20 protein-coding genes and 1 pseudogene are annotated in these 24,307 nt (G+C 70.4%); 15 read left to right on the top strand and 6 right to left on the bottom strand.

All coding sequences use genetic code 11. The features are described 5' to 3' along the window. Window positions 1–3: 3 nt before the first annotated feature. A complete protein-coding gene (locus tag ACZZ98_RS07360) occupies window positions 4–1,452 on the top strand; it encodes a hypothetical protein (protein WP_463515621.1) in 1,449 nt (482 codons plus the stop codon). On the opposite strand, the gene ACZZ98_RS07355 is transcribed toward ACZZ98_RS07360, so the two are convergent. Continuing rightward, the gene (locus ACZZ98_RS07355; RefSeq protein WP_463515620.1) at window positions 1,391–3,565 is read right to left on the bottom strand and encodes a hypothetical protein; all 2,175 of its coding nucleotides are present in this window, start codon (window positions 3,563–3,565) and stop codon (window positions 1,391–1,393) included. The two genes, ACZZ98_RS07360 and ACZZ98_RS07355, sit on opposite strands and share 62 nt — an antisense overlap. 116 nt (window positions 3,566–3,681) lie before the next feature. Here ACZZ98_RS07355 and ACZZ98_RS07350 point away from each other — a divergent pair. Then, window positions 3,682–4,530: pseudogene (locus ACZZ98_RS07350) on the top strand (glycosyltransferase 87 family protein); the annotation flags it as partial. A 452-nt stretch (window positions 4,531–4,982) separates the two neighbouring features. Here ACZZ98_RS07350 and ACZZ98_RS07345 read toward each other — a convergent pair. Continuing rightward, entirely contained in the window at window positions 4,983–5,510 is a 528-nt protein-coding gene (locus tag ACZZ98_RS07345; RefSeq protein ID WP_463517740.1) for a TMEM165/GDT1 family protein, read from the bottom strand. Window positions 5,511–5,700: 190 nt separating this feature from the next. Between ACZZ98_RS07345 and ACZZ98_RS07340 the strand changes: the two genes are divergently transcribed. The 3 genes from ACZZ98_RS07340 (at window position 5,701) to ACZZ98_RS07330 (ending at window position 7,517) form a co-directional block, all read left to right on the top strand. Further along, complete coding sequence (locus ACZZ98_RS07340; RefSeq protein ID WP_463515619.1) at window positions 5,701–6,114, top strand: DUF4446 family protein; 414 nt, start codon at window positions 5,701–5,703, stop codon at window positions 6,112–6,114. Next, entirely contained in the window at window positions 6,111–7,040 is a 930-nt protein-coding gene (gene pheA / locus ACZZ98_RS07335) for a prephenate dehydratase (protein ID WP_463515618.1), read from the top strand. The genes ACZZ98_RS07340 and pheA overlap by 4 nt, the downstream gene beginning before the upstream one ends. A 189-nt stretch (window positions 7,041–7,229) precedes the next feature. Next, complete coding sequence (locus ACZZ98_RS07330) at window positions 7,230–7,517, top strand: hypothetical protein (RefSeq protein ID WP_463515617.1); 288 nt, start codon at window positions 7,230–7,232, stop codon at window positions 7,515–7,517. Window positions 7,518–7,542: 25 nt separating this feature from the next. Here ACZZ98_RS07330 and ACZZ98_RS07325 read toward each other — a convergent pair whose 3' ends face one another. Together ACZZ98_RS07325 and ACZZ98_RS07320 are read right to left on the bottom strand one after the other, a co-directional pair. After that, the gene (locus tag ACZZ98_RS07325; RefSeq protein ID WP_463515616.1) at window positions 7,543–8,556 is read right to left on the bottom strand and encodes a 1-acyl-sn-glycerol-3-phosphate acyltransferase; all 1,014 of its coding nucleotides are present in this window, start codon (window positions 8,554–8,556) and stop codon (window positions 7,543–7,545) included. Window positions 8,557–8,674: 118 nt separating this feature from the next. Next, window positions 8,675–9,487 carry a patatin-like phospholipase family protein gene (locus ACZZ98_RS07320; protein WP_463515615.1) on the bottom strand — a complete coding sequence of 271 codons (813 nt, stop codon included), beginning with the start codon at window positions 9,485–9,487 and terminating at the stop codon, window positions 8,675–8,677. A 54-nt stretch (window positions 9,488–9,541) separates the two neighbouring features. Here ACZZ98_RS07320 and ACZZ98_RS07315 point away from each other — a divergent pair, with 54 nt between their 5' ends. After that, window positions 9,542–11,146, top strand: coding sequence for an HAD-IB family hydrolase (locus ACZZ98_RS07315; protein ID WP_463515614.1), 1,605 nt, complete (start codon window positions 9,542–9,544; stop codon window positions 11,144–11,146). After that, window positions 11,089–14,400 (top strand): DEAD/DEAH box helicase, encoded by a 3,312-nt coding sequence (locus ACZZ98_RS07310; protein ID WP_463515613.1) that lies wholly within the window; start codon window positions 11,089–11,091, stop codon window positions 14,398–14,400. Before ACZZ98_RS07315 ends, ACZZ98_RS07310 begins: the two co-directional genes overlap by 58 nt. Before the next feature lie 28 nt (window positions 14,401–14,428). Here ACZZ98_RS07310 and ACZZ98_RS07305 read toward each other — a convergent pair whose 3' ends face one another. Next, the gene (locus ACZZ98_RS07305; RefSeq protein ID WP_463515612.1) at window positions 14,429–15,166 is read right to left on the bottom strand and encodes a TetR/AcrR family transcriptional regulator C-terminal domain-containing protein; all 738 of its coding nucleotides are present in this window, start codon (window positions 15,164–15,166) and stop codon (window positions 14,429–14,431) included. A 167-nt stretch (window positions 15,167–15,333) separates the two neighbouring features. Here ACZZ98_RS07305 and ACZZ98_RS07300 point away from each other — a divergent pair, with 167 nt between their 5' ends. The 3 genes from ACZZ98_RS07300 to ACZZ98_RS07290 all read left to right on the top strand — a co-directional run bounded on the left by ACZZ98_RS07300 (window position 15,334) and on the right by ACZZ98_RS07290 (window position 17,853). Then, the gene (locus ACZZ98_RS07300; RefSeq protein WP_463515611.1) at window positions 15,334–16,305 is read left to right on the top strand and encodes a mechanosensitive ion channel family protein; all 972 of its coding nucleotides are present in this window, start codon (window positions 15,334–15,336) and stop codon (window positions 16,303–16,305) included. Beyond that, window positions 16,205–17,032 carry a DUF2382 domain-containing protein gene (locus ACZZ98_RS07295; RefSeq protein ID WP_463515610.1) on the top strand — a complete coding sequence of 276 codons (828 nt, stop codon included), beginning with the start codon at window positions 16,205–16,207 and terminating at the stop codon, window positions 17,030–17,032. The genes ACZZ98_RS07300 and ACZZ98_RS07295 overlap by 101 nt, the downstream gene beginning before the upstream one ends. Window positions 17,033–17,130: 98 nt before the next feature. Further along, window positions 17,131–17,853, top strand: coding sequence for a hypothetical protein (locus ACZZ98_RS07290; protein WP_463515609.1), 723 nt, complete (start codon window positions 17,131–17,133; stop codon window positions 17,851–17,853). A 172-nt stretch (window positions 17,854–18,025) separates the two neighbouring features. Here ACZZ98_RS07290 and ACZZ98_RS07285 read toward each other — a convergent pair whose 3' ends face one another. After that, on the bottom strand, window positions 18,026–18,283 hold the full coding sequence (locus tag ACZZ98_RS07285) for a hypothetical protein (RefSeq protein WP_463515608.1): 258 nt from the start codon (window positions 18,281–18,283) through the stop codon (window positions 18,026–18,028). 187 nt (window positions 18,284–18,470) lie between these two features. Between ACZZ98_RS07285 and efeU the strand changes: the two genes are divergently transcribed. The 5 genes from efeU to zwf are packed head-to-tail and all read left to right on the top strand — an operon-like array spanning window position 18,471 to window position 24,274. Continuing rightward, window positions 18,471–19,337, top strand: a complete 867-nt coding sequence (gene efeU / locus ACZZ98_RS07280) for an iron uptake transporter permease EfeU (RefSeq protein ID WP_463515607.1) — start codon at window positions 18,471–18,473, stop codon at window positions 19,335–19,337. Then, window positions 19,334–20,467, top strand: a complete 1,134-nt coding sequence (gene efeO, locus ACZZ98_RS07275; protein ID WP_463515606.1) for an iron uptake system protein EfeO — start codon at window positions 19,334–19,336, stop codon at window positions 20,465–20,467. The genes efeU and efeO overlap by 4 nt, the downstream gene beginning before the upstream one ends. Next, entirely contained in the window at window positions 20,464–21,750 is a 1,287-nt protein-coding gene (gene efeB / locus ACZZ98_RS07270; protein WP_463515605.1) for an iron uptake transporter deferrochelatase/peroxidase subunit, read from the top strand. The genes efeO and efeB overlap by 4 nt, the downstream gene beginning before the upstream one ends. After that, complete coding sequence (locus ACZZ98_RS07265; protein WP_463515604.1) at window positions 21,747–22,793, top strand: esterase/lipase family protein; 1,047 nt, start codon at window positions 21,747–21,749, stop codon at window positions 22,791–22,793. Before efeB ends, ACZZ98_RS07265 begins: the two co-directional genes overlap by 4 nt. Beyond that, window positions 22,790–24,274 carry a glucose-6-phosphate dehydrogenase gene (gene zwf, locus ACZZ98_RS07260; protein WP_463515603.1) on the top strand — a complete coding sequence of 495 codons (1,485 nt, stop codon included), beginning with the start codon at window positions 22,790–22,792 and terminating at the stop codon, window positions 24,272–24,274. Before ACZZ98_RS07265 ends, zwf begins: the two co-directional genes overlap by 4 nt. The last annotated feature ends 33 nt before the right edge of the window (window positions 24,275–24,307 follow it).

The raw sequence follows: 24,307 nt of genomic DNA, 5'->3' as shown, positions 1-24,307 counted from the left end.
GGCGTGCCCACCACCGAGCGGGTGCGGCGCGGCCTGCTCGTTGCCTCCTTCGCCCTGCTCCTCGTCGTCGGGCTCACCCTCCCGCACGCGGCCGCGCCCGACCTCGGCCCCCGAGGCTGGGCGCCGGGCACCCTGCTCCCGGTCACGCTGAGCCCGGCACTGGTCACGGCGGCCATGTGGACGGCATACACGCTCGGCGCAGCCGCGCTGGTGCTCGCCGTCACCGGTCACGGCCTCCGCGCGCGCGGCCTGCCCCGCCCCGTCGTGGCCGGCCTCGCCGTCGTCGCCGCCCTCACGACGCCGTTCGGCTCTGGTGACCACGTGAGCTATGCGGCATACGGTCGCATCCTCGCCCTCGGCGACAACCCCTGGCTGCGGTCCCCGACCACCTGGCGCGGTGGGAGCGACCCGGTCGTCAGCCGGGTCGAGGCGCCCTGGACCGAGGAACCGAGCGTCTACGGGCCGTTCGCGTCGATCGTCCACGCGCTCACCTCGCTCGGCGGCGGGGACAACCTGCGCCAGACCGTGTGGCTGTGGCAGCTCGTCGTCATCGCGGCGTGGCTGGCGGTGCGCTGGTGCCTGCGCCGGATGCTCCCGGGCCACGAAGGCCGGGTGGACGCCGTGTGGACGGCCAACCCGCTCGTCTTCTCCGTCGGGGTTCTCGGCGCGCACGTCGACCTGCTGGCCACGGCGCTCGTGGTGCTCGCGGTCTGGGCGGCACACCGGTGGGCCGGGCTCGGCGGCGCCGCCCTCGCCGGCAGCTTCGCGGCGCTCGCGCTGTCGTCGAAGTTCACGTATGCCGTGGTGCTGCTCGCGCTCCTCCTCGCCTTCCGGCAGCGCTGGTTCGCCCGCGCCGGCGCGCTGCTGGGGTCGGCCCTGGTCGTGGCGGGAGCCCTGCACGTCTGGGCCGGTCCCCACGTCTACGACCAGATCGGGCGGTCGTCGCGGGCGGTGGCGCTCGCGTCCCCGTGGCGCCTGCTCCTCGAGGCCACGGGTGGCGGCCCGACCGTGCGCTGGGTGATCTCGGTCCTTGCAGCCGTCGCGGCGATCGGGTTCGCCCTCTGCTTCGTCCGCCTGGTCCGGCCGCAGCGTGAGACCACCGTGGGAGGCCGGGCGCTCGCCTGGGTCGTCGTCCTGACGGGGGCCTATGCGCTGGCGGCGCCCTACTCGCTGCCCTGGTACGACGTCATCGTCTGGGCCGGGCTGCCCGCGGTGTCCATGGCGACGGCTGCCGTGGTCCACCTCGTCCTGCTCGCCCGGCTGTGGGTCATGACCATGGCCTACACGCCGGGGCGCGTCCTCGGCATGACGCCCGCGGTCGAGGACGTGACGATGACCGTGCGGACGCACGTGGCGCCGGTCCTCCTGCTCGCCGTGTGGGCGTGGGTGCTCAGGAGCGGCGTGCGCGCCGGGTCCCTGCCACGGCCCGCAGGTCGTCCGCGAGGCTCCTGACGACGACGCTGACGATGAGGGGCACGGCGACGGTGGCACCCACGGCCGGGATCGCGGTGCCGGAGTCGTTGATGAGGAAGCCGATCGTCAGGGTGATGACGAGGCCGATGAGCCCGGCGCGCAGGGTGGGCGCGGTCTCGGTCGACTTGCCGAGCCCGCGCGAACCCCAGGACGTGGGTCGGGCCAGCACATAGATCACGAAGAGGAGCGCGGCGGGGACGAGCAGGGTCAGGGGCGCGTTCCCGAGCAGGATGCTCCAGTTCTGCTCCGCCTTGCGGATGACGATGTCCTGGGCGTTGCCGTCGAGGATCGCCTGGATGAAGCGGCCGAGGTGGCTGCGGTCGTCGGGCGAGCGCAGCCAGTCGAGGAAGGCGATGCCGAAGAAGAGCGCGGCCGACCCGAGCCCGATGAGGATGACCCGCTGCCAGGTCATCCGGAGGCCGAGGATCGACAGGATGAGATAGGTGATGCCGGGGATGAAGGCCGGTGGCCCGCCTCCGTCGGCGCCCCAGAACGGCGCGCCGTCGATGATGACCACGCTGACGGCGATGATCAGGACGGCCAGGGCTGCCACCCGCGGCCGCCGGTGGCTCACGAGATAGCTCGACACCGCGGTGGCGAGCAGGATGGCGGACGTGGCGAAGAGTGCGAACGTCACGTTGCCCATGCCGTAGAAGCGACCGGCGACGACCGGCTGCAGACCCATGAGTGAGGACTGCTGGAGCCGCGACCCGGTGAGGATGTCGCCGGCGAGCACCGCCACCGTGACGGCCGAGACGAAGGCGAGCGGCCCGAGAGCCGAGCGTCCCCACGGACCGCGCAGTGCGGCATACGCGATGATCGCGACGAACAGTCCCACCGCCCCGACGATCGACACCATCGGGACGGGGAAGCGCCACCAGGGCAGCAGGTTGGCGAGGAAGGTCGAGGCCGGCACGGAGGCCGCGGCCACCGCGACCACGCGCACGATGCCGAGCACGCGGCGGCGCGTGTCCGGACCACCGATCTTGCCCTTCCACACGAGGAGGACGAGGAGGTAGATGACGAGCTGTCCGTAGGCGAAGGTGTTGAAGAACGGTGGGACGAGGCTGTGCACCTCGTGGCTCGCGAGGTCGTAGTCGACGAGCTTCTGGAGCCGGTCGCGGGCGCGCTGCTCGGAGTTGTCGGGGGCCGGGTCGCTCGTCATCGTCGTGCCGCCGAGGCCGACCGGGATGTCGACGTCGGTGATCGACATGAGGGTGACGGGCAGGTCCTGCGCCTGGACGAGGCCGGGCTGACGGGTCGACTGGGCGTTGAGCTGGCCCGGGCCGTAGTGCGGACCGCGGGCGACCGCCAGACGGAGGCGCTCGGTCGTGCCGGCGTCCGAGAGGCTGGCGACGATGAAGTCGGCGCCACCGGGGGCCGCCTCGATGACGGCGCCGATCCGCTTGTCGACCGCCGCGACCTGCTCGGCGCGCGTCCCGGACACGGGCTGCTCGCCGGCGGCGATGTCGTCCGGGTCTCGCACGCTGCCGACGTCGACGATCGTCAGCGGGCACGTGTTCATGTCGACGAGGAGGTTGTCCTCGTCATAGGGCGAGTAGCGGTCGGCCGTGCCCTCGGGCAGTGCGGCGGCGATGGCCGCGCCCGGACCGACCGGCTTGATGCAGCCTTCGGACTTCGCGGCGGCCTGGCCCAGCAGGCCCAGCTTGCTGTCGAACTTGCGGCTCGCGGCGGCGTCGGTGAAGGAGTCCCAGCCCGGGATGACCCCGCCGGTCGGCTCGCCGATGGGGGCGCACGGCAGCTGCTTCGCCGGGCCCTCGCCCGTTCGTGGCGCGGCGGCACGGTTGCCGGCCGACAGCCCGAGCCAGCCGTCGATCGGGCAGGTGTTGGTCTCGACCGAACGGATGGACATCGCCGCGCTGGAGCCGTCGCGCAGGAGCATCCACAGGTTGGGCGTGGCCCGCTCGGAGACGTCGGTCCAGGTGATGCCGCCCGTGCCGATGAGGACCGTTGCCCCGAAAGGGTCGTCACTCGCCGAGGTGGCCTTGGCCGAGGCGGGGGTGGCCAGAACGCTCAGGCCGAGCACTGTCGCGAGGACGGCGAGCAGGGCAGCGAGCGATCGGCGGGACACCTGAGGGATCCTACGGGGAGGGGTTTGGCGGTGATGTGAGCAGCAGGTGAGGGGCGGGTGGAGGTCGGGCGCACCCGGCATACGGTCACAATGGCGGGGTGAACCCGACGAGAGTGATGCGCTGGCAGTGGCCCCTCGCCGTCGGTCTCATCGCGCTCGCGGCCCTGCCGGTCGTGCTGCGCTTCCTCGTGTTCTGGCCGATGGACCAGTGGCAGGTCGACGTCGAGGTCTATCGCGACGCCGGTGTCTCGATCCTCACCGGTCGCCCGATCTATGCCGCGATGACGGAGCCGCCACAGCTGTTGCCGTTCACCTACCCACCGTTCGCGGCGATCCTCGCCATGCCGTTGGCGTGGGTGCCCTTCGGTGTGGCCGGCTGGCTCTGGACGGCCGCCCAGGTCGCGGCCACGACCGCCGTCGTCTGGTATGCCGGCTGGCGGCTCATCCATCGCGCCGGACCGTGGGTGCCCCTCGCGTTGGCGGCGCTGGTAGCGCCGATGCTGTGGCTGCACCCGGTCTCGGACGGCATCCGGTTCGGGCAGGTCAACGCGTTCATGGTGCTCGCCTGCCTCATGGACCTGCGGCGGCCACGACCCGGCCTGCTGCAGCGCGTGCCCCCGGGCGTGCTCGTCGGGCTGGCCATGTCGATCAAGCTGACGCCTGGCGTGTTCGTCATCCACTACCTCGTGAACCGACGGTGGCGTGAGGCGGCGACCGCCGTGGGCACTGCCGTCGGCGTGACGCTCGGGTCGTGGGTGCTGCTGCCGGAGGCGTCGTTCGCGTTCTGGGGTGGGGCGCTGCAGGACCCGGCCCGGCTCGGGCCGAACTTCGGGACCTCGAACCAGTCGATGCGTGGGTTCCTGCTGCGCGTCGGGCCCGAGGGTGGTGTGGGCACCGCGATCTGGTTGGTGCTCGTCGTCGTCGTGGGCATCTTCGGGTTCCGGCTGGCGCGGCAGATGTGGCTGCGCGGCGACTCGGTCGGTGAGGTCGCGGTCGTCGGGCTGCTCGCCTGCCTGTTGTCGCCGGTGGCGTGGATCCACCACTTCCACTGGGTCGTCGTCGTGATCTTCGCCCTGCTCGGGGCGCAGCCGTGGAAGCGGTCGCGGGCCGGGGCCTGGTGGCGTTCGCGTCGCCTCGTGGCCGGGCTCGTCGTGTGGGCCTGGTTCCTGCTGCGGATGCCGTGGTGGGGCATCACCTATCTGGACCACCCCGAGTGGCCCGAGCTTCCCGGGGCGGATCCTGCAGAACGCCGACGTCGTCGGAGGTCTCGTCGCGCTCGGGTTGCTGTGGTGGGTGAGCGGCAAGCCCGAGCGCGGGGCTCGCTCGGAGGTGCGTGCCGAGCCGACCACCTTTGCGCGAGCCGACCACCCATAGGTGGCTCCCTCACCAAGATGTGGTCGGCTCGCGCCGGGCAGGGTCAGAGGACGCCGGTGATCTGGAGGACGCTGACGGCCGCGAGGACGAGGCAGACGGTGCCGCCGATGCGACGGATCGTCGACAGCCTGATCCGCTGGAGCAGGGTCCGACCGAGCACCGCCGCCAGGCCCGAGACGGCTGCGAGAGCGAGGAACGCGCCGATGAAGACCGAGACCGGGTCGTCGAACTTGGTGACCAACGTCGCCGTGAGGATCTGGGACAGGTCACCCCACTCGGCGAGGAAGAGCACCGTGAAGCAGAAGGTCACGACCTTCCACCCGGCGAGCTGCTTGGCCGCGGACTTCGCGCCGAACTCCTCCTCGGCCTCGGCCTCCTCCTCGTCGGCCTTGCCGGCGCCGCGGAGCAGCAGCACCCCACCGACGAGGAACATCGCCGCGGCGAAGATCTCGATCGGGCGTTTCGGCAGCTGCGACAGCACGCCGCCGATGGCCACCGCGACGAAGGTCTGGACGAAGAACGCCGCGACGACACCGACCCACACGAGCAGCGGCCGGAACCGCGTCGACATCACCAGGGTGGCGATGAAGGTCTTGTCCGGCAGCTCGACGACGAAGATCGTCGCGAACACGATGGCGATGGTGGTGAAGTCGATACCCATGATGGCGACGAGACTACGAGGCTGACTCGGTCGGGCATCGGTCACCACCGCGGTGTGGACCGCCCCGCGGGTCGGGAGCACACGGCATACGCTGGCCGGCATGTTCGCGCCGACGGCCTTCGAGGTCCTGTTCCTCGTCGGCATGCCCCTGCTCGCCCTCGGGTTGGTCGCGGTCGTCGGTCGCCACGGTTCCCTGCGGCGCAGGGTCGAGGCGCTGGAGCGGGCGCGGCCCGTGGGCGCCGGCGACCTCGAGACGCTGCGCGCCGACATCGGTCAGGCGCTGCGACACGTCGCGGTGGTGCGCTATGACGCGTTCGGCGACATGGGTGGGCGGCTGAGCTTCAGCGCGGCCATCGTCGACGACCGCGGCGACGGCGTGGTGCTGTCCTCGATCCACGCGCGCGGCGAGTCCCGGACCTATGCCAAGGGCATCACCGGGGGCGGTTCCGACACGACCCTCACCCCCGAGGAGCAGCAGGCGCTCAGCGCGGCGCGGACAGGACGGCAACGATGAGCGCGACGCGCTACGGCTACCTCGGACCCGAGGGCACCTTCACCCAGATGGCGCTGCTCTCCTGGGCGGCCTCCCACGGGGGCGAGCAGGTGCCGTTCGGCTCGGTCGACTCGGCGCTGGACGCGTTGCGGCGCAGCGAGATCGACGCCGCGATGGTGCCGATCGAGAACTCCGTCGAGGGTGGGGTGTCGGCGACGCTGGACGCCCTTGCCAGTGGGGATCCGCTCGTCGTCATCGGTGAGGTCAACGTGCCGATCACCTTCGTGCTGGCCGCTCGTGCCGGTATGCCGCTCGAGGAGATCCGCGCTGTAGGCACCCACTCGCACGCCTGGGCCCAGGTCCGGGGCTGGATGGACGCCCGGCTCCCGGGGGCGGCCTATGTCCCGACCCTGTCGACCGCTGCTGCCGCGGCGGGGTTGGCGGGCGGCGTCGAGCAGGGCTATGACGCCGCCGTGTGCGCGCCCGTCGCCGCGGCGAACCACGGGCTGACCGTGCTGGCCGAGGACATCGGGGACCGTGCGGGTGCGGTGACCCGGTTCGTGCTCGTCGCTCGGCCGGGCGCACTGCCCGAGCGGACCGGCGCCGACAAGACGACGGTCATGCTCTTCCAGCGCGACGACCGGGCGGGCGGGTTGCTCGAGCTGCTCGAGCAGTTCGCCGTGCGTGGCATCAACATGACGCGCCTCGAGTCCCGCCCGACGAAGTCCACCCTCGGGTCCTACTGCTTCTCCATCGACTTCGAGGGCCACGTCCTCGACGAGCGCGTCGGCGAGGCGCTCATGGGCCTGAAGCGGGTGTGTGCGGAGGTGCGATTCCTCGGGTCCTACCCGCGCGAGGACGGCGCCCAGACCGAGGTCGCACCCCTCACGGGTGACGAGGACTTCAGCATCGCCCGCGAGTGGCTCCACTCCCTCCGCCGCCCCTGACTTTTCCCACCAGTTCGTTAGAAGCACCCGACATGCCCGTATGCCGCGTGCACCTCGTGCGGCAAACGCGCCCTTCTGGATCGGTGGCCGTGTTCAACCGGGCCGTTGCGATGCCCTCGACGTCCGCTTTGCCGCGCACGGTGCTCACCCTCGCCTGCGCCACAGCCGACTCGGCGCTAGCGTTCGGTCATGGAGCCGATGCCCCCGCTGAAGAACGCGGTGCATGACTATCCGCCGAGGGTCGAGCCACCGACGTGGATCGACAGGCACCCGCGCGTCAAGGCTCTTGGTCCCATGGTGATGATGGCATCGCTCCTCCTGTTCTCGATGAAGAGTCTGAGTCGCGACGGGTTCAGCTGGGTCTCCGCCATCACCGCCGGGCTGGCGGCCACCAGCCTCGTCTGGGAGTTGGCGACGTTTCCGTGGCGGGGTGGAACGGCCGAGGTGACACGTCGGACTGACGGGGTGGCCCCGTGAGCTGACGCGAGCCGCCGCGGCCGGCTCAGCTCTGCCCTTCGACGGTCGTCACCCATTCGTCGATGGCGGACCACTCGTCGTTGATCCACGCCTCGATGGCCGCAGGTTCGTCGGGAACGTCGGCGGCGGCATACGTGCGCGTCTGCACGAGGAAGGGCCGGTCCGTGAACGGGATCGCGGCCCAGATCTCACCCGGCGACGAGAGCCGACCGAACCCCGCATGCCCGACGATCATCACGTCCGCGTCGGGTCTGGTCTCCAACGACGCGACGACGCCACGGGTCTTGGGCGGGAGCGTGTTCCACAGCGAGACCGCGTGCCTGGCCCGCAGCTCCTGACCGGCCGCGCGCAGTCGTGAGATGAGGGCGCGTCGGCGGTCGGGAGAGAAGTTCTGGCCCTCGGGGAAGAGCAGCAGCACGTCGTCCGAGTCGAGGCCGGCGGCGAGCGCCCGCACCCCCTGCACGCGGTCGTCGCCGGCGCCGGTGCGGGACGGCACGAAGTAGGAGCGCATCCTCGTGAGCAACGTGTCGACGGTCGGGTCCCACCGAAGCGCTTCTGCGAGAACGATCTTGGGCATCCGTCCGGCGGTGTGACCGAGCAGCCAGGCCAGCGCCAACGAGTCGCCCGGCCCGGCATGCCGCGCGAACGCGATGAGCGGCGCCCCCTCGGTGCCGAAGTGCATGCGCCCGTCGAGCACGACCTCGAAGCCGGCCCACCGCTTCGCGAGGATCATCGCGCGGTTGAGACCACCGAGGAAGACGGCCTCGTGGTCCTGCTCCCAGGTGGGGCTGTCGCCGCGGGGATGCTTGAGCGAGAGCCGCCAGCACTCCAGGAGCACGCGCACGTCCACCCACACCAGCCCGACCCCGAGCATGCTGACCCGGAAGAGCCGCGCCCTCCTGTCGACGAACGAGTGGAACGCCCCGGCGACGATGACCGGCGTCGCCAGCCCGGTGAGCGCGGCGGCCCCGACCGGCCACGCGACGGCGAGGACCCGTCGGGCGAACAGCGGTGGTTTCGGGATTCCCGCGAGACCCATGACGTGAGCGTATGCCGTGCCCGCACCCACTCCGCCCCGGAACCTCTCGGTTCGCTTGACCGCGGCGGTGAGGCGATGTGAGAGGAACCCACTTCCGGCGGGGAAGGTGGGATGAACGTCAGGGAGGGGAGAGGTATGCCGTCGACGCGGCATACGCCTGCTCGGCTCGCTCCCGCAGGCGCGAGGTGCGCCCGTAGCGCAACGCGACCGACGGCGTCTCGGGTGCCCCGCTGGGCAGCACGTGGACCTCGACGTCGTCGGGGATGCTCGCCATCTCGTGGACGTAGCGGTGCCTGCGGGCGATCTCGAACGCGACGACGCCGACCTCCCACGGCCGGCGAGGTGGCGCCAACGGCTGCTCGACCCGACCGACCTGGAGGACGAAGACTCGCGTGGCTCCCAGGGCCAACGCCCGCCCGACGGGGATGGAGTGCACCAACCCGCCGTCGAGGTAGTGCCGCCCGTCGATCTGCACAGCCGGGAAGAGCCCTGGCACGGTGCACGACGCGACGACGGGGTCGACGAGCTCTCCCGACGAGAACCACTGCGCGTCAGCGGTCTCGATGCACGCGGCCACGCACTGGAAGTCGACCTCGAGCTCCTCGAAGGTGTCGACCGGCAGGTGCTCGTCGACGATGGCCCGCAAGGGGGCGCTCGACAGGACATGGGTCCGGAAGCGGGCGATGCGGGCCGCGGAACGCATGGGGTTGTCGAGGAAGATCCCGCTGGACCCGACCGCCTCCCACGCCTTGCCCAGGGCAACGACCCCCTCGACCGACGGGTCCGCGGCGATGAAGGCACCGTTGAGGGCGCCGATGCTCGTCCCCACGACGAGGTCGGGCTTGACTCCCTGCTCGACGAGGGCGCGCAGCATCCCGACCTGGGTCGTGCCGAGGACCCCGCCGCCGCCGAGCACGAATGCCGTCGTCATGTCGCCCACCCTAGGGTCGGCACCGGTGGGCGCGGGCCGCCCTAGGGTGGGTCCATGCCCGGCGCAGCGTTCTTCGACCTCGACCGCACGCTGCTGCAGGGCGGCACCGGCCCCCACCTGTCGCAGGCGATGGTCGAGCTGGGCCTCGTGCCACGGTCGCTTCCCGGCCAGGACCTGGTCTTCAAGGCGTTCGACCTCTTCGGAGAGACCCTGCCGTCCATCTTCCTCGCCCGGCAGGCCACCCTCGTCGCCCGCGGCAAGGGTTCGACGAGCTTCGACGAGGCCGCGGACCGGGCCGCTGAGGTCATCGCCGAGCACGTCCATCCCTTCGCGCTGGCCCTCATCGAGCAGCACAAGGCCGAGGGGCGCCTCGCCGTGATGGCGACGACGACGCCGACCCACCTCATCCAGCCGCTCGCCGACCGGCTCGGCTTCGACCACGTCATCGCCACCCGCTACAACACCCGGGACGACGGCACGTTCGACGGCTCGATCCGCGGTCCCTTCGTCTGGTCGACGGGCAAGCTGTCGGCGGTCCGGCACTTCGCGGCCAGGCACGACATCGACCTCACCGAGAGCTATGCCTACTCGGACTCGATCTTCGACGTGCCCCTCCTCGAGGCCGTCGGGCAGCCGGCCGCCGTCAACCCCGACCCCAGACTGAGTGTGTATGCCGTGGCTCGCCGTTGGCCGATCGTGCACTTCGACGTGTCGCCGGGCGTCTTCAAGGTGCCCGTCGTCGGGATCGAGCTGCAGAGGTTCGTGCTCGAGGGACTGCGCTCGACCTTCTTCCCGTGTGCACGCTTCGACCTGAGCGGCGTCGAGAACATCCCGCGCCACGGGCCGGTCATCCTCGTGGGCAACCACCGCAGCTACTTCGACGCGGTCGCCATGGCCAACGTCGTGCGGCGGTCCGGGCGGACGGCGCGCGTGCTCGGCAAGAAGGAGATGTTCGACGTCCCGGTGCTCGGGTCCTTCATCTCGGCCGCCGGGGGCATCCGGGTCGACCGCGGCGAGGGTGGGGCGGAGTCCTACGACATGGCGGCGCTCGCGCTCGAGGGCGGCGAGATGGTCGGGCTGCTGCCGCAGGGCACGATCCCGCGTGGCGCGGCCTTCTTCGACCCAGAGCTCAAGGGCCGGACCGGGGCCGCCCGCCTCGCCGCCGTGAGTCGGGCGCCGGTCATCCCCGTGGGGATGTGGGGCACCGAGAAGGTCTGGCCACGGTCGTCGTCGATGCCCAACCTGCTCAACCTCGCGAACCCACAGAGGGTCACGATTCGCGTGGGGCCTCCGGTCGGGCTCAAGTACCGCTCGCCCGCCGCCGACACCAGGCGCATCATGTCGGCGATCTCCGAGCTCGCTGCCGCCCGAGGCCCGCGAGCGCCGCGTCCCGACGGAGGACGAGCTGCGGGCCACGTATCCGAGCGGACGCCTCCCGGAAGAGTCCTGACCCGGCCCCACCGCCGTGGTTGGGTCCGCGGACGTAACGGCTGGAGCAACCACATCCGCACACGCAGGAGCGCTGTGGATGACCGGCAGGGAATGTCCGCGGGACGGCATACCGTTGTCGTCCTGCGCGGACGAAGGAGGTGGGCAGCTCGATGGCTGGCATGGAGCGGGAGGCGCACACCCTCGACGAGCTGTCCGACCGCGAGCTGAGCCGAGCCTTCGACCGGGCCACGCTCGGCCGCGCCGGCGACTACGCACGTGCCGGTCGGGTCACGAGCATCATCGTCGGTGACGAGGGCACGAGGGCGGCGGCCAGGGTCATCGGCAACGGGCCCGGCATCTATCGCACCGAGGTCTCCCTCGCCCCTGACCCCCACGGTGAGCCGCTGCTCGAGAGCGACTGCACCTGCCCCGTGGGGTTCGCCTGCAAGCACGCCGCCGCTCTCGTCATCGCCCTCCGCACCCAGCGTCCGTGGCGCACCGACACCCCCTCGGGTTCGCAGCGGTCCACCTCATGGCGCGATGCCCTGGGCGAGCTCCTCGACGTGCCCGAGCCCGAGCCGCAGACCGGCGTCGTCGGGCTGCTGCTCGACATGGAGACGCCACGCGGGCGGCCCTCTCCCTGGGAGGCGCGACCGCGCACCCCCGGCATCCAGCTGCGCCCGATGATTCCCGGAGCGTCCCCGGGACGGTGGATCAAGACCGGCATCTCGTGGGAGGCAGTGGCCGGCGGCTACTACTCGTCCTACACCTTCCGCCTCGACGGTCCGCCGCTCGACGCCCTCACGGCGATCGCCGACGCCCACCGCCGCGGCAGTCGCATGTCGGGCTACGGCCGGGTGCCCGCCTCGATCCCGTTGGATCTCATGGGTCGCGGGTGGATCGACCTGCTCGCCCGGGCGCGCGACGCCGGAGTCGTCCTCCTGACCCACGCCAACAACGGCGGCGAGGTCCACCTCGAGCCCGACCAGGGGCACTTCGTCCTCGACCTCTCACCCATCGGGGGTGGCGACGTGCGCGCCGTGCCGAGCCTCGACCTGCCCGAGGGGGCGGGTGAGGTCGCCATCGTCGGTGACCCGCCGACCGGGTGGTTCCGCCAGGAGGGTCGCGACCTGCGCCTCGGAGGTTTCGGCGCCGACGTCGACATGGCTGCGGCACGCGTCGTCGAGCGCGGGCCGTTCACCATCCCCCGCGACGACTGGTCGAGCTTCGCCCTCGACAAGCTTCCCGTCCTTCAGCGTCGTGCAACGGTCCGCACCCACGGCGGGCTCACCCTGCCCGAGGTGGTGCCCCCACGGCTGCACCTCCGCGTCCGGTTCGACGACGACCACACGGCTCACCTCGGCTGGTCGTTCCGCTACGGCCCGCTCGACGCCCCGGTGATCGTGCCTCTCCATCGTGAGCCGTCGATCCACCGCGATCCCAGCGCCTTCCGGGACGCAGCCCGCGAGAGCGAGCTGTTGGCCGCGGTGCCCGGTCGCGACCTCCTGCCGGCCCTCTGGGATCTCACCCGTCAGGGATGGGTGCCACGAGAAGCGCTGTCCCTCAGCGGTTTTGACACCGTGGCCTTCGTCGAGGTGCTGCCCGGGATCGAGGCGCACGAGCACGTCGAGGTCGAGGTCGTGGGGAAGCCGTCGACCTACGCCGAGGTCACCGAGGCCCCCCGCATCGCCGTCGGCACCAAGCAGTCCAGCGAGGGCAACGACTGGTTCGACCTGCAGATCGCCGTCACGGTCGGTGGCCACGAGGTGCCGCTGTCCGACCTCGTCACCGCGCTCGCCCGCGACGAGGAACGGATGCTCCTGCCCGACGGTGCCTGGTTCACGCTCGACCACCCCGAGCTGCACCGCCTGCGCTCACTCGTCGAGGAGGCCAGGGCGCTGCAGGACAAGCAGTCCGACCCGCTGCGGCTGTCGGTCCTGCACGCAGGGCTGTGGGACGACCTCGTCGAGATCGGTGTCGTCGATGAGCAGTCCGACCGGTGGCAGCGGTCCGTCGACGCGTTGCTCGGCGCCGACAGTGACCACACGCCCGAGCCCGCCGAGGTGCCGAGCTCGCTCAAGGCGACCCTGCGGCCCTACCAGGAGGAGGGCTTCCGCTGGCTCTCGCTGCTCTGGGACCTCGGGCTGGGCGGGGTGCTCGCCGACGACATGGGGCTCGGCAAGACGCTGCAGGTGGTCGCGATGGCCCTGCGCGCCAAGGAGCGTGGCGAGCTGACCGACCCGATGCTCATCGTCGCGCCCACGTCCGTCCTCGGCACGTGGGTCGACGAGGTGGCGAAGTTCGCGCCCGACCTCACCGTCGCCGTCCTGGACCGCACGCGCGGCAAGGCCCGGGTCCCGATGCTCGAGGCGATCGCCGGGGCCGACCTCGTGGTGACGACCTATGCGGTGGGCCGCATCGACGCCGAGGAGTTCCGGGCGATCCCGTGGTCGGCGGCGGTCCTCGACGAGGCCCAGTTCGTCAAGAACCACCAGGCGAAGACGTATGCCGCGATGCGCCGCCTCCCGGCGCGGGTCACCTTCGCGCTCACCGGCACTCCGCTCGAGAACTCGCTCATGGACCTCTGGTCGCTGCTGTCCATCGTCGCCCCCGGGCTGCACCCCCGGCCCGCGGTCTTCAAGGAGACGTGGGCCAAGCCGATCGAGAACGGCTCCTCGCCCGAGCTGCTCGCCACCCTGCGCCGACGCATCCGGCCGCTCATGCTCCGGCGCACCAAGGAGGCCGTCGCATCCGACCTCCCGCCCAAGCAGGAGCAGATCCTCCACGTCGCGCTCCACCCCAGGCACCGGGCGATCTATGACCGTCACCTCGCGCGCGAGCGACAACGCCTGCTCGGCCTCATCGACGACCTCGACGGCAACCGGATCGCGATCCTGCGGGCCCTCACCGTCCTGCGCCAGATGGCCCTCGACCCCGCGCTCGTCGACTCCGAAGCCTATGGAGGGGCCGCACCGAGCGCCAAGGTCGAAGCCCTCGTCGAGCAGGTCGCCGAGCTCGCAGCCGAGGGGCACCGCGCGCTCGTCTTCAGCCAGTTCACCGGGTTCCTGTCGGTCGTGCGGGCCAGGCTTGAGGAGGAGGGCATCGCCTACGCCTACCTCGACGGGTCGACGCGCAACCGTGCCGACGTGGTCAAGGAGTTCCGTGGGGGAGACGCCCCGGTGTTCCTCATCTCGCTCAAGGCCGGTGGCTTCGGCCTCACGCTCACCGAGGCCGACTACGTCTTCGTCCTCGACCCGTGGTGGAACCCGGCCGCCGAGAACCAGGCGATCGACCGTGCCCACCGCATCGGGCAGACCCGCTCGGTCAACGTCTACCGCCTCGTCTCGACCGACACGATCGAGGAGAAGGTCGTCGCCCTCCAGGACAGGAAGCGAGACCTCTTCGCCCGGGTCGTCGACGACGGCAACCTCTTGTCGAGCGCCCTCACCGCCGACGACCTCCGCGGCCTGCTCGACCGCTGACAGCACTGACTTCGGGACGGTGCTGATCTCACTGGCTGAGGGCGAGGTCCATCCGTTCGAGCAGGGCCTCCAGGGCCTCCTCGAACTCGTCGTCGGTGTGGTCCTCGGACAGCTGGTCCCTCAGCCTGGCCACCGCTGGGTACGTGTCCACGTCCAGCTCGGCGTCGGCGTTCGGCAGGTCGGCGTCGCCCTCGTCCAACGGTTCCTCGACGGGTGCGGTGCTCGCGCCCAGGGCGGCGGACTCGAGCAGGAGGTGGCCGAGCAGGAAGCTCGTGAAGGAGCGGTAGGCGCTCACGGCCTGGTCATCGGTGAAGCCACGTGACGTCAGACCGTCGAGGAAGTCCTCGACGACGTGAAGGCTGCGAAGAGGCGGTCGGAGCCATGGGGTGGCCGGGTGGCGGGTCGCGATCAGCGGGAAGGCGTTCGGGTGCTCGATCGCCAGACGACGCACCTCGTGGGCCATCCACTGCAGGAAGGCCTGCCACCCGTCAGCCGGGTCCATGCGCCCTTCCGGGGCGACTCTCACCTCACCGACGAGCCGGTCGACGACCGCCTCGAGCAGGTCCTCCCGACCGTTGACGTAGCGGTAGAGCGTCATCGCTTCGACTCCCAGGTCTCGCCCGAGGCGGCGCATCGTCAGCGACCCCGGGCCGGTGGCGTCGATGATGACGACGGCCTGCTCGACGATGCGCTCCCGGTTCAGGCGCAGACGGCGCCCCTGCGCTTCGTCCTCGTCCAGCGTTCCTACCGTGCCTGGTTCAGTCATAGCACCCCTCCGTACCCCGTGGACACGGTCAGCCTACGGGGCGCTACGCCGGCACGCACCAGCCTCGGGCGCGGAAACCTCCGTGAAGCCAATCGGTTTTGGCCCACGTCTGATGGGTACTGTTCCCCGAGTCCACCGAAATTTACGTTGTAAATTGGAGCTCCTGAATGACTGACTCACTGGAAGACGCAGGGACTGACGCACTGCGGACCATCGCCGTATTCCTCCCCAAGCTCGTCGTGTTCCTCCTCATCCTGATCATCGGCATCTTTGTCGCCAAGGCGATCGGCAAGGCCGTCGACAAGATCCTCGAGCGCGTCGGGTTCGACCGCGCCGTCGAGCGTGGTGGGGTCAAGAAGGCACTCGCACAGAGCAAGTACGACGCCTCCGACATCGTCGGCAAGCTGGTCTACTACACGCTGCTGCTGTTCGTCCTGCAGCTGGCCTTCGGCGTCTTCGGGCCCAACCCGATCAGCGACCTGCTCACCGGCGTCATCGCGTTCCTGCCGAAGGCGATCGTCGCCATCATCATCGTCGTCGTCGCGGCCGCCATCGCGACAGCCGTGCGTGAGCTGCTATCCAACACCCTGGGTGGGCTCTCCTACGGCAAGACCCTAGCGAACATCGTGGCCTTCTTCATCATCGGCCTGGGTGTCATCGCTGCCCTCAACCAGGTGGGCATCGCCACCACGGTCACGTTGCCTGTCCTCATCGCCGTGCTCGGGACCATCAGCGGAATCCTGATCGTCGGTGTGGGCGGTGGACTCATCAAGCCCATGCAGCACCGCTGGGAGTCCTACCTGGTCAAGGCCGAGGGAGAAGCTGCCCAAGGTCAAGGCCGAGGCAGCCAACACCCCCAGTGTCCGCGAACAGGCCGACCAGGCCACGCGCAAGTACGACGCCAGCTCATCCGGAAGCACCTCGTCCACGCCGACCCAGGTCTTCGACCAGGGAACCGGCGCGGGCGGAAGCACCACCCCCCGGCGCTGAGGTCTCAGGCGTCAACTCCCCCTGTTACACACCACGGAAGGAAGCATCATGAGCATCGACCAGAACAACCTCAACGACGTCATCGGTCGGGACGTGCATGGTTCGGACGGCGACAAGATCGGTCAGGTCGGCCAGGTCTACCTGGATGACGAGACCGGCAAGCCCGAGTGGGTGACCGTCATGACGGGCATGTTCGGCACCAAGGAGAGCTTCGTCCCGGTCGCGCAGGCGCAGTTCTCGGACGGCGGACTCCGTGTCCCCTACGACAAGGGCACCGTGAAGGACGCACCCCGCGTCGACGCTGACCAGGGTCACCTGTCCCAGGACGAGGAGGCCGAGCTCTACCGCCACTACGGCCTGGACTACTCCGGGGGCAGGTCGGACTCCGGACTTCCGGATCGCAACGACGGCGGCCGCGGCACCGACGTCGACGGGACCGTCGGCCACGACACGTCCGGCCCGACCACGGACGACGCGATGACCCGCTCGGAGGAGCAGCTCAAGGTGGGCACGGAGACGCGTGAGACCGGTCGAGCGAGGCTTCGCAAGCACGTGGTGACCGAGGAGCAGACCGTCCAGGTCCCGGTCACCCGTGAGGAGGTCACCATCGAGCGGGAGCCGATCACGGACGGCAACCGTGATGAGGCCATGAGCGGCCCGGACATCTCTGACGAGGAGCACGAGGTCGTCCTGACCGAAGAGCGTCCCGTCGTGGAGAAGGAGGCCGTCCCCGTCGAGCGAGTCAAGCTCGGCAAGCAGACGGTCACCGACCAGGAGCAGGTCAGCGAGTCCGTCCGCAAGGAGCAGATCGACACCGAGGGTGTCGAGGGCGACAGGCTTGCCCAGTCCGACCGGGGCGAGCAGGACCGTCGCTGAACCGGACCACCCGTCCTGCCCGCAGCCAAGGTTTCAGGGGACCTCACGGCTGCGGGCAGGACCCCCGAAGGCGCTCGAGCGACTGGAAAGGAAAGCCCATGAGCACCAGTGCAGATGCCGACGGCGGGCGTGACCCGCGCCGTTCGTCCGTGAGTGGGGACCATGACTCCCGCCAGCACACTGACCCGAGGGACAACGCCACAAGGCACCTCAGCGATCGTGACCGCGTACATGGGGCCAGCACGGCCGAGACAGTGAGCCGACACGACGTCGTGAATGCCGAGAAGGAACAGTTCGGTGGAATCAAGATCGGGTCCGCCTTCTTCGGCTGGCTCACCGCGACGGGAACAGCCGTCCTGCTGACCGCCTTGTTGGCGGCCGCCGGGGGCGCCGTCGGGGTGGCCACCGGCACCGACGTCGACGAAGCCACCGACCAGGCCGCGAGCGACCCCACGACGGTCGGGCTCGTCGGCGGCATCATCCTGCTCGTCGTGCTGTTCATCGCCTACTACTGCGGCGGATACGTCGCTGGGCGGATGGCCCGGTTCGACGGCGCCAAACAGGGCATCGCCGTGTGGCTCTGGGCGCTGCTCATCGCCGTCATCGTTGCCGTCGTGGGCGCGGTCGCCGGCAGCGAGTTCAACGTGCTCGCCAACCTGAACAGCTTCCCTCGCATCCCCGTCGGGGAGGGTGACCTGTCCACCGCCGGCATCATCGCCGCCGTCGGTGTCGCGGTCACCAGCCTGGCCGGCGCCATTCTCGGCGGCCTCGCAGGGATGCGTTTCCACCGGAAGGTCGACAGGGTCGGACTCGGCCGCTGACGACTCGTCCTCGACCGCTGGTGGAACCCGGCGGCCGAGAGCGACGGCGACCCGTGTCTGGCGCCCCCACTGTCGACGCCGTGCGCGGCCTGCTCGACCGCTGAAAGTACTTAGAGTCGGAGAGCAGGCCGCAAAGGGCGACCGGTGGCGGTCATCGTGATGTCGGGTTTCTTCACTCCTGCGAGAGGCGCTGCTGGAGCAGACGCTTGCCCTGTTCGGCTCCGTTGCGGCTGTCGGCCTGCGCCTTCTGGAAAAACTCCGCGAGCTCCTCGTCACCGGCCTCCTGTGCGTCGGAGACGTACTGCTCGAGGCGCAGAACGTTGCTGAGGCACGCCTCGGTGAACCAGAGAATGTTGTAGGCGGGTCGGGGGTTCCGGTGACCTGACCCGTGTCCGTTGTGCTGTCCATGACGATGTCCTCTCAAGGGCACCCCGGCTGGATGCCGATACCTGCCCCTACCCCACTTCGCCCGGCCCCAACCGAGGCGACGACTGCACCGACGGGGTCTGACGCAGGCGAAGGTGGGACCGGATTGACGGAGGCGGGGGAGAGGGGCGTACCTTCTCATAAGGTAACCCTCACCTAACTTCGTCGCTCATCCTCGAATCGCAGGTCCCATGCTCGTCAGCAACGCCCTCATCGGCCTCCGTGAAGGGCTCGAAGCCGCCCTCGTCGTCGTCATCCTCGTGGCGTTCCTCGTCAAGACCGACCGACGCTGGGCGCTGCGTCACGTCTGGCTGGGTGTCGCCACCGCAGTGGTCCTCAGCGCCGGACTGGCCGCCCTCCTCACCTTCGGCACCCGCCGGCTCTCGTTCGAGACCCAGGAGCTCATCGGCGGCAGCGCGAGCATCCTGGCGGTCGGCTTCGTCACGGCGATGGTGTTCTGGATGAAGTCGGCCGCCCGCACCATCTCGGGCGAGCTCAGGGGTCGTCTCGACAGGGCGGTCGACCTCGGCCCGCTCGCCGTCGCGCTGGTCGGCTTCCTTGGTGTCGGGCGCGAGGGTCTCGAGACGGCGATCTTCTTCTACGCCACGACCGAGGCGGCGGGAGCCGGCAACAACACCCCGCTGCTCGGCTGGCTCATCGGGCTCACCACGGCGATCGTCCTGGGCTTCCTCATCTATCGCGGCGCCGTCCGGATCAACCTCGGCTCGTTCTTCAGGTGGACCGGCATCGCGCTCATCCTCGTCGCGGCCGGCATCCTCGCCTACGGCATCCACGACCTGCAGGAGGCGGCCTTCCTCCCCGGGCTGCAGACCCTGGCCTTCGACGTCTCCGGCGTGGTTCGACCGGACAGCTGGTATGCCGCCCTGCTCAAGGGGATCTTCAACTTCACCCCCGCGACGACCGTGCTCCAGGCCGTCGCCTGGACGGCCTACGTCGTCGTCGTCCTCACGCTCTTCCTCCGTCCGGTCAAGGCGTCCACGCCCAGACCCGCATCGTCCAGCCCGCTCTCCGCATCCCCTTCAGGAGAACCCGCATGACCCGCCGCGTCCTCGCGCTTGCCCTCGTCCCCGCCTCCTTCGCCCTGGCCGCCTGCGGTGGTGGCGACGCCGCCGAACCCGCAGCCGACGGCCAGGGCCCGATCACGGTCACTGCGGGCGACAAGACCTGCGAGGTGGCCCGCACCGAGGCCCCCGCCGGCCAGATCGAGTTCACGGTGTCCAACAAGGGCACCAAGATCAACGAGTTCTACGTCTACGCCGAGGGCGACCGCATCATGGGAGAGGTCGAGAACATCGCGCCCGGCCTGACCCGCACGTTCCTCGTCGAGGTCGCCGAGCCCGGCAGGTACGAGACCGCCTGCAAGCCGGGCATGGTCGGCAAGGGCATCCGCAGCCCGTTCACTGTCACCGGTGCGAGCACCGCCCCGCAGACCGACGACGCCAAGATCACCGCGGCGACCGCGTCCTACGCCCGCTACGTCGCGAGCCAGTCCGACGCCCTGCTGACGCGCACGACCGAGTTCGTCGGGCTGGTCAAGGCCGGCAAGGTCGAGGAGGCCAAGGCGCTCTACCCCGTCGCCCGGTCCTACTGGGAGCGCATCGAGCCGGTCGCCGAGTCGTTCGGCGACCTCGACCCCAAGATCGACGGTCGCGAGGACGTCGTCGAGGAGGGCATGAAGTTCACCGGGTACCACCGCCTCGAGCAGGACCTCTGGGTCAAGGGGCTCCAGGCCGACAGCAACGCCATCGCCGACCAGCTCCTCGCCGACGTGACCACGATCGTCACGCAGGCCAAGAAGGTGAAGTTCAACGGGCTCCAGCTCGCGAACGGCTCCAAGGCCCTGCTCGACGAGATGGCCACCGGCAAGATCACGGGTGAGGAGGAGCGCTACAGCCACACCGACCTGTGGGACTTCGCCGCCAACTGGGAAGGCTCCAAGGGCGCCATCGCCGCGCTCCGCCCGGTGCTCGAGGAGCGCGACGCAGCACTCGTCGCGTCCTACGACAAGCGCGCCGCCGCGCTTGATGCCCTGGTCCAGAAGCACACCAGGGGCGACGGCTACCAGCTCTACACCGAGCTCACCCCCGTCGAGCTCCGCGCCCTGAGCGATGCTCTCGACGCCGTCGCCGAGGACGTCTCCAAGGTCGCCGGGGTCGTCGCGACGTGAGCGCCACCCGCCGGAACGTCCTGGCCACGGGTGCTGGCGTCGCCGTTGCCGGCGCTGCCGCGGGCCTGACGTATGCCGGCCGACCCAGTTCCGCTGCGGCACACCCGTCCTCGGACGCTGACGCCAACGCCAGCACCGACGCCCCCGTGCCCTTCCGGGGGAAGCACCAGGCCGGCATCGTCACTCCGGCCCAGGACCGGATGCACTTCGTCGCCCTCGACGTCGTCACCAAGGACCCTGCCGAGCTGGAGCTGCTCCTCAAGGAGTGGACGCGGGCCGCCGAGCGGATGACCTACGGCGCCGAGGCGTCACCCGGTGGGGTCGTCGGTGGCGGACCGCACCGACCACCGGCCGACACCGGCGAAGCGCTCGACCTCTCGTCGTCGAACCTCACCATCACCATCGGCTACGGCCCCTCGCTCTTCGACGCACGCTTCGGCCTCGCCGGCCGCAGGCCCGAGGCGCTGCGCGACCTGCCGGCCTTCGTGGGCGACGACCTCGACCCGGCACGCACGGGTGGCGACCTCTGCATCCAGGCCTGCGCGGACGACCCCCAGGTCGCCGTGCACGCCATCCGCAACCTCATCCGCATCGGCTTCGGCGTCATCTCGGTGCGCTGGAGCCAGCTCGGGTTCGGCCGCACCTCCTCGACGTCGACGAGCCAGACCACGGCCCGCAACCTCTTCGGCTTCAAGGACGGCACGGCCAACATCAAGGCCGAGGACGCCGACGCGCTGCGCGAGCACGTGTGGGTCGACCCCTCCGACGTCCCGGGCCCAGCAGCCTGGATGGCCGGCGGCTCCTACCTCGTGGCGCGTCGCATCCGGATGCACGTCGAGGTCTGGGACCGCACGCCCCTCCAGGAGCAGGAGGACATCTTCGGTCGCGACAAGGCCGTCGGCGCCTCGCTCCACCTGCCTGTCGACAAGCGCGACGAGTTCGCGCCGCTCGACTTCGACGCCCCGGGTGCCGACGGGAGCCCACGCATACCGGTCACGAGCCACGTCCGGCTCGCGCACGAGAGCCAGCTGGGCGGCATACGCATCCTGCGTCGTGGCTACAACTTCACCGACGGCAGCGACGGCAGCGGACACCTCGACGCCGGCCTGTTCTTCGTTGCCTTCGTCCGGGACGCGCACACCCACTTCGTCCCGATGCAGCAGGCTCTGGCCAGGTCCGACGTCCTCAACGAGTACATCGAGCACAACGGGTCCGGCCTCTTCGCGTGCCCGCCGGGACTGGGTGACGGCGACGACTGGGGTGTGCAACTGTTCGGTCCATGACCGAGGAGCCGGACGCGCCGACCGCCGTCGAGGAGACGCTGATGCGTGGCGTCCGCCGGGTGGCGGGAGCGGCCGACAGCCTCGTCCACCACCCGGTCCCCAACAGCGCTCGCGCGTTCGTCAACGCCTTCGTCGGCGACCGGCTGGACACGTCCGGCTCGGCCCTCTCGCACGGCATGGGCGTCCGGGTGCGGGGTCGGGTGGTCGAGCTCACCGATGACGGTCTCGCACAGGCCTATTCGGACGCGAGCAGCGAGGTGGTCGTCCTCGTCCACGGGCTGCTGCTCACCGAGACGGCTTGGGACGCCGGTCGCTTCGGCGAGCGACTGGGGGAGGAGCTCGGCTTCACGCCGGTCGCCGTCCGCTACAACACCGGGCTGCGGATCTCACGCAACGGGCGTGAGCTCGAGCGCATCCTCACCGCGCTCGTCGCCCACTGGCCGGTGCCGGTCACCCGACTCGTCCTGGTCGGGCACTCCATGGGCGGACTCGTCATCCACAGCGCCCTTGCCCAGGCCGAGGTCGAGGCGGCCGGTGGCAGCGCCTGGGTGAGCCGGGTGAGCGACACGGTGACGCTCGGGGCGCCACACCTCGGTGCATCGCTCGAGCGGGGCGTCAACCAGGCTGCCAGGGCGGCGGGCGCGCTCCGCCAGGTGCGCCCCCTCGCGCGGGCCCTGGGCATCCGCAGCGTCGGCATCCAGGACCTGCGGCACGGCAACATCCTCGAGCAGGAGTGGGACGGTCTGGACCCGACCGACCACCGAGGGCGACGGGCCGACGTCCCGCTGCACCCCGGCATACGCCATCTGGCCGTCGTCGGACTGCTCGGCAAGAAGATCGACGGCAGGGTCGCCAGGCTCTTCGGAGACGGCATGGTCACCGCCGCGAGTGCGCGCGGAGCGGGGCGCCGGGGACCTGAGGGCAGGCGGTTCGCGCGCGAGGACGTCGTCGTCCTCCCTGGCGTGAGCCACATCGCGCTCGTCCACCACGAGTCGGTCTATGCCGCCGTGAAGGATCGTCTGGATGCCAGAGTGGAGCCATGAGCGAGCAGACGACCGCCCCGACGACCGTCATCCTCTTCGGTGCGACGGGAGACCTGGCCAAACGCAAGCTGATCCCGGGGCTGCTGCACCTCTTCCAGTCGCGGCTGCTCGACGACCTGCGCATCGTGGGGACCTCCCTCGACGAGATGAGCGCGGACGACTTCCGGGAGCTCGCGCACGCGGCGATCAAGGAGTTCTCCACCCGCGTCCTCGACGAGGACGAGTGGAACGAGTTCGCCCAGCGCCTCGACTACGTCCCGCTGTCGGCCGGCCCGAAGGCCCTCGGTGACGCGGTGCGAGCCGCCGAGGAGCTGCTGCCGGGCGACTCCGAGCTGCGGCTGCACTACCTCTCGGTCCCCCCGAAGGCCGCACTCTCCGCCATCCAGACCATCGCCGAGGCCGACCTCGTCGACCACAGCCGCATCGTCATGGAGAAGCCGTTCGGGACCGACTACGCCTCGGCGGTCGAGCTCAACCGCCGGGTGCACGAGGTCTTCCGCGAGGAGCAGGTCTTCCGGATCGACCACTTCCTCGGCAAGGAGCCGGCCCAGAACATCCTCGCCTTCCGCTTCGCCAACGGGCTGTTCGAGCCGATCTGGCACCGCAACTCCATCGCCCACGTGCAGATCGACGTGCCCGAGACCCTGGGGCTGTCGACGCGCGGCGACTTCTACGAGAACACCGGCGCCTACCGCGACATGGTCGTGACCCACCTCTTCCAGATCCTCGCGTTCACTGCGATGGAGCCACCGACCTCGCTCGAGCCCGACGCCATCAGCCGCGAGAAGAACAAGGTCTTCGAGTCGATGCAGCCCATCCACCCGGGCGACGTCGTGCGGGGGCAGTACTCCGGCTACCTCGACGAGCCGGGGGTGGCGCCGGACTCCGACACCGAGACCTACATCGCGCTCAAGTGCTACATCGACAACTGGCGCTGGGCCGGGGTGCCGTTCTTCCTGCGCACCGGCAAGCGGATGGCCGAGGGCGCGCGCATCATCTCGATCGCCTTCAACGAGCCGCCGCAGTCGATGTTCCCGCCCGGCTCCGGCGTCGGCGACCACGGGCCCGACCACCTCACCTTCGACCTCGCCGACAGGGCGCGCATGTCGCTCTCGTTCTATGGCAAGCGACCCGGGCCGGGGATGAAGCTCGACAAGCTGTCGATGCAGTTCGCGATGCAGGAGACGACGTGGGCCGGCGCGGTGCTCGAGGCCTACGAGCGGCTCATCTATGACGCGGTCCGGGGCGACCACACGCTCTTCACGTCGGCCGAGGGCATCGAGCGGCTGTGGGAGGTCAGCCAGCCGCTGCTCGACAACCCGCCCGTCGTCCGGCCCTATGCGCCGGGCACCTATGGACCGAACCAGATCCACCAGCTCGTGTCACCGCACACCTGGCGCCTGCCCTTCGAGCGCAAGTGGCGGGAGAAGACGCCCGACCCTGGGCCGCGGTCGCCCGCCGAGGGTGGCGCGCGAGGCTAGTCACCACCCCACGCGGACCCCTAGAGTCCGCTC

This window comes from Knoellia sp. AC549 (assembly GCF_979258975.1).
This window is presented reverse-complemented; position numbering and strand designations above follow the sequence as displayed.

Excerpts from the sequence above, each read along its gene's own strand:
- ACZZ98_RS07345 (WP_463517740.1), bottom strand. The coding sequence starts at position 5,510 with ATGTCGACGCGGTTCCGGCCGCTGCTCGTGTGGGTCGGTGTCGTCGCG.
- ACZZ98_RS07340 (WP_463515619.1), top strand. The coding sequence starts at position 5,701 with ATGTTCGCGCCGACGGCCTTCGAGGTCCTGTTCCTCGTCGGCATGCCC.
- pheA (WP_463515618.1), top strand. The coding sequence starts at position 6,111 with ATGAGCGCGACGCGCTACGGCTACCTCGGACCCGAGGGCACCTTCACC.
- ACZZ98_RS07330 (WP_463515617.1), top strand. The coding sequence starts at position 7,230 with ATGGAGCCGATGCCCCCGCTGAAGAACGCGGTGCATGACTATCCGCCG.
- ACZZ98_RS07325 (WP_463515616.1), bottom strand. The coding sequence starts at position 8,556 with ATGGGTCTCGCGGGAATCCCGAAACCACCGCTGTTCGCCCGACGGGTC.
- ACZZ98_RS07320 (WP_463515615.1), bottom strand. The coding sequence starts at position 9,487 with ATGACGACGGCATTCGTGCTCGGCGGCGGCGGGGTCCTCGGCACGACC.
- ACZZ98_RS07315 (WP_463515614.1), top strand. The coding sequence starts at position 9,542 with ATGCCCGGCGCAGCGTTCTTCGACCTCGACCGCACGCTGCTGCAGGGC.
- ACZZ98_RS07310 (WP_463515613.1), top strand. The coding sequence starts at position 11,089 with ATGGCTGGCATGGAGCGGGAGGCGCACACCCTCGACGAGCTGTCCGAC.
- ACZZ98_RS07305 (WP_463515612.1), bottom strand. The coding sequence starts at position 15,166 with ATGACTGAACCAGGCACGGTAGGAACGCTGGACGAGGACGAAGCGCAG.
- ACZZ98_RS07300 (WP_463515611.1), top strand. The coding sequence starts at position 15,334 with ATGACTGACTCACTGGAAGACGCAGGGACTGACGCACTGCGGACCATC.
- ACZZ98_RS07295 (WP_463515610.1), top strand. The coding sequence starts at position 16,205 with ATGAGCATCGACCAGAACAACCTCAACGACGTCATCGGTCGGGACGTG.
- ACZZ98_RS07290 (WP_463515609.1), top strand. The coding sequence starts at position 17,131 with ATGAGCACCAGTGCAGATGCCGACGGCGGGCGTGACCCGCGCCGTTCG.
- efeU (WP_463515607.1), top strand. The coding sequence starts at position 18,471 with ATGCTCGTCAGCAACGCCCTCATCGGCCTCCGTGAAGGGCTCGAAGCC.
- efeO (WP_463515606.1), top strand. The coding sequence starts at position 19,334 with ATGACCCGCCGCGTCCTCGCGCTTGCCCTCGTCCCCGCCTCCTTCGCC.
- ACZZ98_RS07265 (WP_463515604.1), top strand. The coding sequence starts at position 21,747 with ATGACCGAGGAGCCGGACGCGCCGACCGCCGTCGAGGAGACGCTGATG.
- zwf (WP_463515603.1), top strand. The coding sequence starts at position 22,790 with ATGAGCGAGCAGACGACCGCCCCGACGACCGTCATCCTCTTCGGTGCG.